9 protein-coding genes and 1 pseudogene are annotated in these 14074 nt (G+C 41.0%); 2 read left to right on the forward strand and 8 right to left on the reverse strand.

Annotated features, from left to right (window positions below):
• Window positions 1-54: 54 nt before the first annotated feature.
• Window positions 55-1569 carry a peptidoglycan DD-metalloendopeptidase family protein gene (locus QPX86_RS06300; protein ID WP_285164660.1) on the reverse strand — a complete coding sequence of 505 codons (1515 nt, stop codon included), beginning with the start codon at window positions 1567-1569 and terminating at the stop codon, window positions 55-57.
• A gap of 125 nt (window positions 1570-1694) precedes the next feature.
• On the opposite strand from QPX86_RS06300, the gene tyrS reads away from it, so the two are divergent.
• Window positions 1695-2891, forward strand: a complete 1197-nt coding sequence (tyrS, locus tag QPX86_RS06305) for a tyrosine--tRNA ligase (RefSeq protein ID WP_285164661.1) — start codon at window positions 1695-1697, stop codon at window positions 2889-2891.
• A gap of 109 nt (window positions 2892-3000) precedes the next feature.
• Here the strand turns inward: tyrS and QPX86_RS06310 are convergent, their stop codons facing one another.
• From QPX86_RS06310 to gltB, 7 genes and pseudogenes are all read right to left on the reverse strand, one after another.
• Complete coding sequence (locus tag QPX86_RS06310) at window positions 3001-3486, reverse strand: nuclear transport factor 2 family protein (protein ID WP_220751659.1); 486 nt, start codon at window positions 3484-3486, stop codon at window positions 3001-3003.
• Entirely contained in the window at window positions 3487-4119 is a 633-nt protein-coding gene (locus QPX86_RS06315) for a trimeric intracellular cation channel family protein (RefSeq protein ID WP_220751662.1), read from the reverse strand. It abuts the gene before it with no gap.
• A gap of 61 nt (window positions 4120-4180) precedes the next feature.
• Window positions 4181-4552: pseudogene (locus QPX86_RS06320) on the reverse strand (DUF2721 domain-containing protein); the annotation flags it as partial.
• 80 nt (window positions 4553-4632) lie between these two features.
• Window positions 4633-5634, reverse strand: a complete 1002-nt coding sequence (locus QPX86_RS06325; RefSeq protein WP_285164662.1) for a cobalamin biosynthesis protein CobD/CbiB — start codon at window positions 5632-5634, stop codon at window positions 4633-4635.
• A 60-nt stretch (window positions 5635-5694) separates the two neighbouring features.
• A complete protein-coding gene (locus QPX86_RS06330) occupies window positions 5695-6387 on the reverse strand; it encodes a 5'-methylthioadenosine/adenosylhomocysteine nucleosidase (RefSeq protein ID WP_220751666.1) in 693 nt (230 codons plus the stop codon).
• 257 nt (window positions 6388-6644) lie between these two features.
• Window positions 6645-8057: an FAD-dependent oxidoreductase gene (locus QPX86_RS06335; protein WP_285164663.1), complete on the reverse strand. Its 1413-nt coding sequence runs from the start codon at window positions 8055-8057 to the stop codon at window positions 6645-6647.
• 5 nt (window positions 8058-8062) lie between these two features.
• On the reverse strand, window positions 8063-12511 hold the full coding sequence (gltB, locus tag QPX86_RS06340) for a glutamate synthase large subunit (protein ID WP_285164664.1): 4449 nt from the start codon (window positions 12509-12511) through the stop codon (window positions 8063-8065).
• 516 nt (window positions 12512-13027) lie between these two features.
• Between gltB and QPX86_RS06345 the strand changes: the two genes are divergently transcribed.
• Entirely contained in the window at window positions 13028-13963 is a 936-nt protein-coding gene (locus tag QPX86_RS06345) for a TIGR01212 family radical SAM protein (RefSeq protein ID WP_220751669.1), read from the forward strand.
• Window positions 13964-14074: the final 111 nt, after the last annotated feature.

Below are 14074 nucleotides of genomic sequence, written 5' to 3' on the forward strand. Positions count from 1 at the left end.
CAAAAGGTATGAGCGAGTTGATGAAACACTCATACCTGTTTGGGTAACTCTTGCTTAATTATTGGCGTATTGTAGTTGTTTATTTTTTTCAATTTTAGTCATGAGCTGTTTACTCAATGCGGTAAATTGGCTCTTTTCTTTTTTATCAATCGGATTCGATTGTGGCAGCTTTATGGTTCTTGGGTTGCGGTGAACGCCATTTACGATGAACTCATAATGTAAATGTGCGCCAGTGACGCGCCCTGTTTTACCGAGGGTTCCGATAATTTCGCCTTGTTTAACCGTGTCGCCACGTTTTACTTTGCGCTTGTTTAAGTGCAGGTATTTGGTGGTGTAGGTATCATTGTGTTTAATGAAAACATAATTACCGTTGTATTTGTTGTAGCTCGCTTCAATGACTTTACCTCGGCCTGCAGCTTTAATTGGAGTGCCAATTGCAGCAACATAATCTACACCTCTATGGGCTCTTACTTGCCCTGTAACCGGGTGTAAGCGACGCGGGTTAAAGCTTGAACTGACGTATTTGAAATCAACAGGTGAGCGTAAAAAAGCTTTTCGCATACTGTTGCCTGATTCTGAGTAGTATTCGCCATCGGTATAACGCACTGCAGTATAACGTTCGCCTTGGTTATAAAATTCAGCCGCTAAGATGTTGCCCGTACCAATAAACTGTCCGTCAACAAATTCTTCCTCAAACATTAGCGAGAAGCTGTCATCCTTGCGAATGTCTAATGCAAAATCGATATCCCAACCAAAAATGTTAGCCAGTTGCATAATATGGTTAGCAGATAAACCTGCCGTTGCTGCTGCATTCCAGAAGTTGCTACTGATATTAGCGGTTATAAATTTATTTTCGAGGGTAATGGTTTTAACATTGACCTTTTCTTCAAATTTATCGTCATGTTTACTGATCAACAAAGTAGAAATCTTATCCATCTGATAACTGATCTGGGTTATTTCATCCTGGCCATCTTTAGTGACGATGATTTCTTCGCCGGGCATGATTTTAAGCAGATTCTTTTTTGATTTAGGCAGGCGAGTGATTTGGTAAACATCTCTTGGGCTTAATCCTGCACGATTTGCCAATCCACCAAATGTATCCCCTTTGGCCACCTTAAAGGTTTTATGAGACAGCAAATCAGCTTCACGGTAAGGCACGGCATTTTCGACATCATTTTCAGCGCTAAGTAGGGTATTTTGAGATGTCGTTAATGGATCTAAATCAGCAATCGGGCTGCTATCCTTTGAAGGAGTCAGTGGGTGTTGCTTTTGTATTGATTGATTGGCTTGCTGTTGGGTTTGTCCCGGTGGTGTTGGGGTACGAAAAGCTAATGGTACAGAGTACTCAGATTGTTTATTTGGGAACTGTGTTTCGCTGTCATCAGTGCTACTATTTTGTAAAGCATTGATACGATCAGAGATATCGACAGTGCCGACTTGGGCTTGTTTGGATGCTTTAGCGTCATCAGAGGGGAATAACACGATAATCATCGTGAAAATAACTAATAAACTCAGTGCAATTTGATGCGCTTTTGGCAGTAATTTAATTAAAGTGATTAGCTTTGCCATCGACCTATGTACCAGTTTCTCTTTTTCGTTGTAATCCCCTTAGTGTACACACTTTCAATTACCGTGGCTAACAAGTAACATAGGCCTCTTATTTTTTTATCAAAGCTGCAGGAGTAGGTGCCGAAATGGCTGATTTAGACCAAGTGTTAGCAGAAATTAAACGTGGAACCGACGAAATTTTAGTCGAATCTGATCTGCTAGAAAAACTTAAAGAAGGACGTCCTTTAAGAATTAAGCTAGGTGCAGATCCAACCGCTCCAGATATTCACTTAGGCCACACTGTAATTTTGAACAAGCTTCGTACTTTTCAAGAGCTCGGTCATGAAGTGATTTTCTTGATTGGCGATTTCACCGGTATGGTTGGTGATCCAAGTGGTAAAAACAGTACTCGTCCTCCGTTAACTCGTGAAGATGTACTGGCCAATGCTGAAACTTATAAAGAGCAAGTGTATAAAATTCTAGATCCTGCGAAAACTCGTATCGAATTTAACTCAAGCTGGTTAGAGCCCTTAGGTGCAGCTGGGATGATCCGTTTAGGCTCAAAACAAACCGTTGCTCGTATGATGGAACGTGATGACTTTAAAAAACGTTATGCATCAGGACAAGCCATTGCTATTCATGAGTTCATGTACCCACTTTTACAAGGTTATGATTCAGTTGCGCTAAATGCCGATGTAGAGCTGGGCGGCACGGATCAAAAGTTCAATCTATTAATGGGTCGTGAGTTACAAAAAGCTGAAGGTCAAAAACCACAAACGGTTATCATGATGCCTTTATTAGTAGGTTTAGATGGCGTGAAGAAAATGTCTAAGTCTGCTCATAACTATATTGGTGTCAGTGAGCCTGCTAACGAAATGTTTGGTAAAATCATGTCAATTTCAGATGATTTGATGTGGAGTTACTTTGAGCTATTGTCATTCCGTCCATTAGCTGAAATTGCGCAATTCAAAGAAGACATTGCCAATGGTCAAAACCCACGCGATGTGAAAATTGCTTTAGCAAAAGAAATCATTGCAAGATTCCACGACCAAGAACAAGCTGATGCGGCTCATCAAGAATTCATCAATCGTTTCCAAAAAGGTGCAATGCCGGATGATATTGAAGAGATGGAGTTTGAAGCAGGTGAAGGGCTAGCGATTGCTAACTTACTTAAGACTGCGGGTTTAGTTGGTTCTACATCTGACGGCATGCGTATGATTAAGCAAGGCGCTGTGAAGATGGACGGTGAAAAGCTTGCCGATACACGTCAGGTTTTTGAAGCGGGTGTTTCGGCGGTATTCCAAGTGGGTAAACGTAAGTTTGCTAAAATCACTTTGGTGTAACAAGTTCTGATTTAACAGGCTGTTTAAACCGACATAAAAAACGACTCAATTGAGTCGTTTTTTATTGTCTACGTGTTAGCTATTTAACTTGTTTTAGAAATCTAACCAGTTATTGCGTTTGAAGTTGGTCTGACATGGTTTGATAATCCATCAAGTCGACTTGTTCAGTCATCCTTTCAGTATTCATATCAAATTTAAGTGTCGTGACACCGGGGATTGCTATCTCAATAATTTTTCCCGGTTTCCCAAATTGCTCACCTGGGCCACGAAGGTGATAATTACCAATCATCACCACTAATGAGCCCGTATTAAACATGTGCTCAATATTGAACTTGTATTCTAAAACGCCTTCATGAGCGCGTTCGAAGAAATCAATAATATGCCTGCCGCCTTGATAGGTGACATTGGCTGTTTTATCGTAAAACACACTATCTCGGTTATAAAAACGTCTGAGAGAGCGATAGTCATGATCGGTCAATGCTTGCATGTATTGGACTGCCATCTGTTGCTCTTTTGGCATATCACCAACAGCGGCATTACTGCTTACACTCAATAAACTGCAAAAAATACCACATAACAAACCAATAATTCGCACTTAGGGCCTCTTACTTTTTAAATCAAACGCGGGTAGAGATAGATGCCAGCGTATTGCACTTAGACGAATAATCAAGGTACTAAACATAGCAAAAAATAATGCATTAATGCTATCCATTCCTACTTCGATACTTAAGGTGTAGCAGATACCGCCGACAATAGATGCTGTGGCATAGATCTCTGTTCGTAATACCATTGGAACTTGGCGACAAAGTAAGTCGCGGATTATACCACCACCTACACCAGTAATGAGGCCCATAATAACAGCTGACATACCGGATAGTCCTAACATCAGTGCTTTTTCAGCGCCAATAACAGTAAATAATGCAAGCCCAAGAGCATCGGCAATAGGTAAGGTCAACTTTGGTAGTTTATGTGGTTTCCTTACGAGAATAAAACAAGCAAACACCGTGGCTAAGATGACGATAATGTAATTAGCATCGCTAATCCAAAATACGGGGGTTGCGCCCGTTAGAGCGTCACGTATGCTGCCACCACCAACGGCGGTAACTGAAGCAAGTACTATCACTCCAAATGGGTCCATGCGATGTTTACCTGCTGCTAAGGCGCCCGAAAGGGCAAACACTGCAGTACCACAGAGATCAAAAAAGTAAATCCATTCAAAGTTAATCATTGGCTTGCTCATCGCTGCTTAAGCTTTGTTCCGTTAAAACTCTTTTGCAATGCTGCTGAGAGCTTAACTCTTTAATGTGAATATTCAGCGCATCGACTGAAATTCTGATCTCAATGACAGATAAAATGAGTGAATAAAGTAAAAATAATAAACTGACACCAAATACTACAGAACCAGTATGAAAGAAGCCTAAGTAGATGAATATCATACTGATAACACAAATGGCAAAGCTAACGACACCTGCTTCTTGCATACGCCTTATGATGCTAATACGTTGTCTTAAGTTTTTGATTTGTTCGTTATCTACAGGTTTACCAGAAGCGCTTAAGTTCCTTATCAACGCAGCCAAAGAGAAAAAGCGGTTGGTATAAGCTAACAACAACAATGAAATTGCAGGAAATAATAAACCGGGTGTAGTTAATGAAATTTGAATGTTATCTAACAAGACACTTTGCCTCAAATGGAACGGTATACATTATTTAGCTGATTATAATAACTCTTTTGCAAATAAAGTTACATTGCTTGTATCCACCTTAACGCTGTCCATAAAATAGGAATAGCGATGGTAAAGGATACCCAAAAGGTCATAGCCCAAGAGGTTAGGCTGATGGCATTATTGATATCGTTTATTCCCGGCATTCTAGAAGGATTGATTTTGATTACATCAACTCGTTGCTCTTTTTGGTTAATGGTGAATTTCTGTGGGCCGCCGAGCTCAACTTGTAAGATTTTACTGCCGATAAACAAACTCGAATAACCGTATATTCCACTGTTATGAGAAGGTTGTTTGAATAGAATGCCGATGTTTTTAAGCCCACCTTGTAGCACTAAGGTAAAGTTCCATAACCAGATAGGTATTGCATAAATGAAACGATTGAGAAAATATATCGGTGCACTAAAAAAGCGATATTGCGGGACATAGTTTGGCCAGCAATGTTCTAGTTGTTTTAGTAATTGAAGCAGTAATACCAGTGGTGTGCCGCCAATCGCATAAAATAAAATGGTAGCCACAGTGCCATAGCTTGGTGAAATTAACAGCCGTTCAATTGTTGCTTTGCTGATGCCAATTTCAGATAAACTATTTGTTTGCTGTATAAGCCAAGGTGACAAGTAGGATTTCGCTAACCCTTTCTGCCCATGTTCAAGTGAGCTTACTACATCTTTTGCTACAGGTTTGAATCCTGCATCGCTAATGCAAAAGTACAATAAAACAAAATCGAAAAACCAAGGGTAGGCTGCGAGCGAGAGAATAAAGTAAGTTGTAAACCAGATTGGAACAACGAGTAATATGCTTGCGAGTAAACCCGCGGTAAGCTGCTGTTTTGGGGCGCGTTGTGAGTGGTTCACTTTCTGGCTGAGTAGAATAGCTAATTGATGAAACCAAACAATGGGATGATATTTTCTTGAAATAGGCGCCACACGCGAAATCAGCAACGCCATAAATAACACTAAGCAACTCTGTAATAAGTTGCCATCTATTCGAATTAGTTGTTCGTAAAAAGTGCTATCAATCAATTTTAAATAACCATCCCACTATTGACCATTTCCGTTGTCATTTCTTGCATTGAGGCTAAATTATAGCTGCTTTAATAATGCTATCACCATTAATGCTGAGTAATGGCCAGCTTTGACAATGTAAGAGTCAAAGTCTACAGCAGAATCATTATTAGCATTATCAGAAAGTGAACGGATAACCACGAATGGGACTTCAAACTGATGACACACTTGGGCAATTGCAGCCGCTTCCATTTCACAGGCTGCCATTGTAGGGAAGTTATTGAGCATTGCTTTAGTACGCTCAGGATCGCAAATGAAGCTGTCGCCAGTAGCAATTAAGCCTTCAATTACCTGCGCTTCTCCTAACGATGAAATAGCCGCTTTTGCAGCTTCAACTAATTTAGTGTCAGGGATGAACGCAGCAGGTTGAGAGGCCATTTGGCCAATTTCGTAACCAAAAGCAGTCACATCAACATCGTGATGACGTACTTCAGATGAGATAACGATATCACCAATATTCAAGCTATCGACAAAACCGCCAGCTGAACCTGTGTTGATAACTGCATCTACTTTGAAGTTGTTGATCACCAATGTAGTTGCAATACTTGCCGCGACTTTACCAATACCTGAGCGAGTGACCACAACATCTTGACCCGATAACTGGCCTTCAACAAATTCGATGCCGGCAATTTTTGAATGAACTGGATTGCTCATGGTTTCAATTAGGTGAGCAACTTCAGGTTCCATTGCACCGATAATAGCGATTTTCATAAACTTATTCTCATTGATTAGTAAGCTAGCTTGTGAGCCTTGGCATTAATGTCACTAAGTTAGATTGTTTTACTTGCTTGCTATAAGCAAATGATAACTCAGTGGCAAATTTGGCGGATAATATACCACAGATGGCTAAATCAGAACTGAGAGGGGGATAAATTTTATCGACAAAAAAAGCGCATTTTTCAATGCGCTTTTGGTTTACTCTTTAGGCTTTGCTTAACGCTAAGTCTTTAAGGCGTTCGCGTTAGTAATTAAGCATCTTCAAAAGAATTCAAAATTCCTTGGGCTGCATCACGACCTTCAGCAATGGCGGTAACCACTAAGTCAGAGCCGCGGACCATATCGCCACCTGCAAACACTTTAGGATTGGTGGTTTGAAATGGATTATCGTCAAATTTACTGGCTTTGACTAAGCCCCATTCGTTGGTTTCAATACCAAAGTCATCAAACCAAGGAGCAGGGCTTGCTTGGAAACCGAAGGCAATGATAATAGCATCAGCTTCTAGCACTTGTTCGCTGCCAGCAATGACTTCCGCTTTTTTACGGCCAGATTCTTCTGCTTCACCCATTTGGGTTTCAACGCATTCTATGCCAGTTACAACGCCATCTAGTTCTTTAATCGCTACAGGTTGACGGTTAAATAGGAAGTTAACGCCTTCTTCGCGCGCATTTTGCACTTCACGACGTGAACCTGGCATATTGGCTTCATCACGACGATAAGCACAAGTCACACTTTTAGCGCCTTGTCTTACAGCTGTGCGAACGCAATCCATAGCAGTATCACCGCCACCTAAAACTACCACATCTTTACCTTCAAGGCTTAAATATGGATTGTCTTGGCACTGGCTGCCCATCAACTCATGGGTGTTTCCAATAAGGTACGGCAGCGCTTGAATAACACCTTGGCTATCCTCACCAGGAAGACGGGCTTTCATTGCTGTATATGTTCCCATACCTAAGAACACAGCGTCGTATTCATTAAGCAGAGACTGAAACGCAATGTCTTTACCGACAGTCACGCCCATTTTAAATTCAATGCCCATACCTTCAAGGACATTGCGACGTGTTTGCATCACATCTTTATCAAGCTTGAAAGACGGAATACCGTATGTCAGTAGACCACCGATTTGTGGGTATTTGTCATAAACAACAGCTTTTACGCCATTTCGACTAAGAATGTCCGCACAACCTAAACCAGCGGGACCAGCACCAATAATCGCTACTCTTTCTTTTCGAGGAGTAACGGTACTCATGTCTGGTCGCCATCCTTGGCTAATCGCGGTATCAGTAATGTATTTTTCAACATTACCAATAGTAACAGCCCCAAAATCATCATTAAGGGTACAAGCACCTTCACATAATCTGTCTTGTGGACAAACGCGTCCACAAATTTCAGGCAGGGTGTTTGTTTCGTGAACTAAATCAGCAGCCTCAAGAATACGCCCTTGTTCAGCTAGCTTTAACCAGTTTGGAATATAGTTATGCAGTGGACACTTCCACTCACAATATGGGTTACCACAATCTAAACAACGGTCAGCTTGCTCTGCCACTTGAGGTTGAGAAAATGGCTGATAGATTTCGATAAACTGAGTTGAGCGCTCAGCTGCAGAATGCTTGGTTGGATCCTTACGATCCACTTCGATAAATTGAAAATCATTACTCATCTAAATTACCCCGCCTTCACAGCTAATTCCGGGCTTTTTTGCTCTATCTTGAGCAAGTCGGCAACGGCAATATTTTTAGGCTTAACTAATACAAAACAGTCTAACCAGTTTTCAAAATCACTTAGGATCATTTTGGCATGTTCACTACCTGTCGCTTCAACATGCGCTTCAATCAGTTCCTTAAGGTGTTGTTGCTGAATTTTTGATTCTAACTTTTGCGTATCAACAAGCTCTGTATTTACACGACGACTAAAGTGATTAAATCTATCGAAGATGTAAGCAAAGCCACCAGTCATACCTGCGCCAAAGTTAACACCAGTTTGACCCAGTACCACGACAATGCCACCAGTCATGTATTCACAACCGTTATCACCCACACCCTCAACGACAGCAATCGCGCCTGAGTTACGAACAGCGAAACGCTCACCAGCTTGACCAGCAGCATATACACGGCCACCGGTAGCGCCATATAGACAGGTGTTACCCATAATGGCACTTTGTTCGCTTTGGAAAGGGCTACCAACAGGTGGGTTAATGATAATTCGACCGCCAGACATCCCTTTGCCGACGTAATCATTTGCATCGCCGACTAATTTCATTTCAAGACCAGGGCTATTCCAGACACCGAAACTTTGACCCGCACTACCATTAAATTGCAGTGAAATTGGTTCTTTAGCGCCAGTCACACCAACATTAGTGGCAATGTAGCCTGAAAGCGAAGCACCAATTGAACGGTTAGTGTTGTTAATGGCGTATTGCTTAGTGAAAGCTTTACCTGCAAGCACAGCTTGAGCGGTGTCAGTGACAATCTGCAGGTTAAGCTCACCTTTGTCTGAAGGTGGATTTAACTCTTTCCAAGTTATTGCACTGCCTTCTGCCACTTTTGGTTGGTACAGAATTGGCGCAAAATCTAAACCGAGTTGCTTACCTGTTTGACCTTCAAGGGCATATAACCAATCAGTTCGACCCACTAAATCTTCAAACTTAGTCACACCCAGCGCTGCCATTGATTCACGTACTTCTTGAGCGACGAACTCGAAATAGGTAATGACACGCTCTGGCAGACCGTGGTAATGATTATCACGTAAGTTTTTATCTTGTGTGGCGACACCAGTAGCACAGTTATTTAAGTGACAAATACGTAAGTATTTACACCCAAGTGCAATCATAGGCACAGTACCGAAGCCGAAGCTTTCAGCACCTAACAAAGCAGCTTTAACAATATCTAACCCAGTTTTTAGTCCACCATCCACTTGTAAACGGATTTTATGACGTAAGCCATTTTCAACTAATGATTGATGGACTTCAGCAAGGCCAAGTTCCCAAGGAGAACCTGCGTATTTGACTGAGGTTATAGGACTTGCAGCGGTGCCACCGTCATAACCAGATATCGTTATCATGTCAGCGTAGGCTTTTGCCACACCTGTAGCAATTGTGCCGACACCAGGTTCTGAAACCAGTTTGACCGAAACTAACGCTTTAGGATTAACCTGCTTTAAATCGAAAATTAACTGTGATAAATCCTCAATAGAATAAATATCGTGATGCGGCGGCGGGGAAATTAATGTGACGCCAGGGCGTGCATGACGCAAACCAGCAATTTCAACACTTACTTTGTGACCTGGTAGTTGACCACCTTCACCCGGTTTTGCACCTTGAGCTATTTTAATCTGTAATACATCTGCATTAACAAGGTAATGTGCAGTAACACCAAAACGGCCTGAAGCAATTTGCTTAATCGCCGAATTACGCTCGCTGTTAAATCGGCTAGCGTCTTCTCCACCTTCACCTGAATTTGAACGACCGCCAATACGGTTCATTGCAACGGCTAACGCTTCGTGAGCTTCAGGGCTTAATGCACCGATACTCATAGCCGCACTGTCGAAACGAGAGAATAAATTTTCTGCAGCCTCGACCTTTGACTCATCAATGGCTGGATTTGTGCCTTTAACACCAATCAAATCACGTAATGTTGCAATTGGGCGATCATCAACTAAAGCGGCAAATTTTTTGTATTTTGGATAATCTTGTTCAACAAGGCTTTGCTGTAAGGTATTGACGACATCAGGATTAAAGCTGTGATATTCACCACCTTCAACATATTTTAATAAACCACCTTGCGGTAAAGGCACATGAGCACGGTAAGCCGCTGTGTGGAGTCGTTTTTGGTCTGCTGCCAAATGATCAAAATCAGCACCTTCAATACGACTAATCACGCCTTTAAAGCACAGTTCAATCACATCAGAAGACAAGCCGACAGCTTCAAACTGTTGGCTACAACGGTATGAACCTACAGTGCTGATACCCATCTTAGACATGATCTTACGTAGACCTTTTTCGATACCTTGGCGGAAGTTGAGCATCAATATGCTGTCATCTTCGATTAGATTTTTCTTCGCCATGGCTGAAATTGATTCGTAGGCTAAGTACGGATAAATCGCGGTAGCACCAAATCCAAGCAATACAGCAAAATGATGTGGATCTCTTGCCGATGCCGTTTCAACAATAATGTTGGTATCACAACGTAAACTCTTATCAACAAGACGCTGCTGTACAGCTCCTACAGCCATAGCTGCTGGAATAACTTGAACATTTTTTGCAGTTGCGCGATCCGATAAAATCAGTAACGTTGTGCCACTTCTAGCTAAACGCTCTGCATCATCAGTGATACGTTCAATTGCTTGTTGTAAGGTTTCGTGTGCATCGTAATTTAGATCAACAGTATTGGCACGATAGTAAGTGCTATCCAACCCAAGCAATTGATTAAAGTCACTGAATAACAGCACTGGAGATTCAAACATTACACGATAAGCTACACCGGTTGTTTCACAAAATAGATTCTGTTCACGCCCTACACATGTCGTTAATGACATCACGTGTTTTTCACGTAATGGATCGATTGGTGGGTTAGTGACTTGAGCAAACTTTTGACGGAAATAGTCGTATAGCGAGCGAGACTTTTTAGACAATACAGCCATTGGCGTATCGTCGCCCATAGAGCCAGTAGCTTCTTCGCCTTTACTTGCTAGTGCCCAGATGACTTGTTCAAGTTCTTCTCGGCTGTAACCAAAATGCTTTTGATACTGAAGCAATACATCAGCAGAAAAGTTGCTTGCACCTTGCTGTGCAGAGTCAATATTGCTTGCCGGAACAAGTGTACGGCTGTTTTTAGACATCCACTCTTTATATGGATGACGACGTTTTAAATCGTTATCAATTTCAAAAGAAGAATAAAGACGACCATTCATGGTATCTAAAACAAGGAGCTCACCAGGGCCGACACGGCCTTTTTCAACAACTTCATCAGCAGAATAATCCCAAATACCGACTTCAGACGCCAAGGTTAAGATTCTATCTTTAGTGATAACGTAACGAGAAGGGCGCAGACCATTACGGTCGACAGCACACGCTGCGTGACGACCATTACTCATTACGATGCCAGCAGGACCATCCCACGGCTCCATATGCATGGAGTTAAAATCATAAAATGCTTTTAACTCGTCATCCATTTCTGGGTTACTTTGCCAAGCTGGTGGAATAAGCAAACGCATAGCACGGTAAAGATCCATACCACCCGATAACAGCATTTCTAGCATATTATCTAAAGACGATGAGTCTGAACCTGTTTCATTCACAAAAGGTGCTGCTTGTTGTAAATCAGGTAATAGTGGCGAATTAAATTTGTATGCACGGGCACGAGCCCACTGACGGTTACCCGTAATAGTATTGATTTCACCATTATGAGCTAAAAATCTAAACGGTTGTGCCAACGGCCACTTTGGTGATGTATTAGTAGAAAAACGTTGATGGAACAGACAAATAGTACTTTTTAAACGGATATCAGCAAGATCTGTATAAAAAGAAGGTAAGTCTGCAGGCATCATTAAGCCTTTATAGACAATTACTTGCCCTGACAGACTGGCCACATAAAAATCTTTGTCATCGACGATTTGTTGTTCTAAACGACGTCTCGCCATATATAGACGGCGTTCTAAGTCTTTCTCGCGCCAACCTACAGGTGCATTAATAAGTACCTGATAAATTTGTGGTAAACTTTTACGACCGATTTCACCTAGTACGTCAGGATTAACTGGGACTTTTCTCCAGCCTGCAACACTTAAGGTTTCACGTTGTAGTTCTTTTTCTAAAATTGTTTTTGATGTTTCTGCTTTTACTGGATCTTGGCTTAGAAACAACATACCCACTGCAAACTTACGGCTTAGGTGCCAATCATTTTCGGTTGCAACGGCTGCAAAAAATTCTTTAGGCATCGACATTAACAGTCCACAGCCATCACCTGTGCGACCATCCGATGCAATACCACCACGGTGTTTCATTCTGTCTAACCCGTGTATAGCTGTGCGGACAATGCGATGGCTTGCATCGCCATCCATTTGGGCTATTAAACCGAAACCACAATTGTCCCGCTCAAAGCTGGGATGATATAAGCTCATACAAAAACTCCCTAAACCTAACTTAATACGACTCGGATAATGCGGAGAAGTTCTCATAGATATGCACCCGAACCACCCAAATTAGCCCGATAATGAATAAAGGTCAAACTTAAATTACTCAACAAAATGAATTGTTATTGTCATTACACTTGTTAAAAAAAAACACCTTTACGTTAACGTAAACTGTGTTTTGCTTCGTATAACCTTATGAATAAAAAGAATTTTAAAAAAACGAAAAAAGCTTTGTTACTTTTTTTTAACACTTAAGTCTAATTGATTTAGATTTATAAATAGTGAATTTATTTTCAAGTACAGTGCTAATTAACTATTTGGTTATTTTGAATATAAATTCACTCATGATGAACCAGTTTGAAACTAGGATATTCATATTTGTGACTTAAAACATTAGTAGTGGATAATTTAATCAATTTATCTATCGATTTATTGATATAGCACCAAGTTTTATTTGCTTAAGACGATTAATATCTGCCACTTTTTCAAATTTGAGGATCCATTGTGGGTTTAGATGATTACGTAAATACATTCGGTGCCGTTTGTAAGAAGCAATATGGTGGCAGGATCAGAAAGCTCACAATTGATGCTAAATTTACCTGTCCAAATAGAGATGGCACGTTAGGTAAAGGTGGTTGCACATTTTGTAACGTATCTTCTTTTAGCTATGAGCAAGGTACTGAAGCCAGCATTTCAGATCAATTAGTGCAAGGTAAGCACCGTTCTGTATTAGCGAACGCACCCGCGTCTACCTCTAAATATATAGCTTACTTTCAAGCTTACACAAGTACCTATGATGAATACCAGGTTTTAAAGCAAAAATACGATGAAGCAGTTAAAGATGCGGATATCGTTGGTCTCCATATTGGCACTCGTCCTGATTGCGTACCTGATGACATACTCGACTTACTTGTTAGTTATCAGGACAAAGGAATTGAAGTATGGCTAGAGCTCGGATTACAAACATCGAATAACGACACATTAAAAAAAATCAATCGCGGACATGATTTCCTTGCTTATCAAGACACCGTCAAAAGAGCCAGAGATAAAGGTATTAAGGTCTGCGCTCATTTGATTTTAGGCTTACCTGGCGAAAACTATAATGATTATTTACATAGTCTGAAGCAAGTTATTGAAACAGGTGTGGATGGAATTAAGTTGCATCCGTTGCATATTGTTGAAGGCAGTGTGATGGCAAAAATATGGCTACATAAGGGAATGGAGCTGTTGTCGCAAGAAGATTATGCCCATTATGCTAGTGAGTTGATTAGGAATACACCGAAAGAGATAGTGTTTCATCGTGTAACAGCTTACGCTAAAAAACCAATGTTACTGGCACCTGACTGGTGCGCATTTCGCTGGGATGGACTGGTATCAATTGTCAAAAATTTAGCGGAAAATGGCGGCCAAGGGCATTATGTTCCAACTGGAACAGTTTAAAAAGTAACCGTATCGCATGTTTCTTAGTGTTTTATATGGGTGTATTTTAATTTTTTGTTAATTATTTGTGGTTATTTCTCTAAATTTAGACTTGAAAAGCGCTGAGTTGTT

Source organism: Shewanella goraebulensis (assembly GCF_030252245.1).
Taxonomy (GTDB): Bacteria; Pseudomonadota; Gammaproteobacteria; order Enterobacterales; family Shewanellaceae; genus Shewanella; species Shewanella goraebulensis.

Bases quoted from the DNA above. Each gene is read 5' to 3' on its own strand.
- QPX86_RS06300 (WP_285164660.1), bottom strand. From the start codon at position 1,569: ATGGCAAAGCTAATCACTTTAATTAAATTACTGCCAAAAGCGCATCAA.
- tyrS (WP_285164661.1), top strand. From the start codon at position 1,695: ATGGCTGATTTAGACCAAGTGTTAGCAGAAATTAAACGTGGAACCGAC.
- QPX86_RS06315 (WP_220751662.1), bottom strand. From the start codon at position 4,119: ATGATTAACTTTGAATGGATTTACTTTTTTGATCTCTGTGGTACTGCA.
- QPX86_RS06330 (WP_220751666.1), bottom strand. From the start codon at position 6,387: ATGAAAATCGCTATTATCGGTGCAATGGAACCTGAAGTTGCTCACCTA.
- QPX86_RS06335 (WP_285164663.1), bottom strand. From the start codon at position 8,057: ATGAGTAATGATTTTCAATTTATCGAAGTGGATCGTAAGGATCCAACC.
- gltB (WP_285164664.1), bottom strand. From the start codon at position 12,511: ATGAGCTTATATCATCCCAGCTTTGAGCGGGACAATTGTGGTTTCGGT.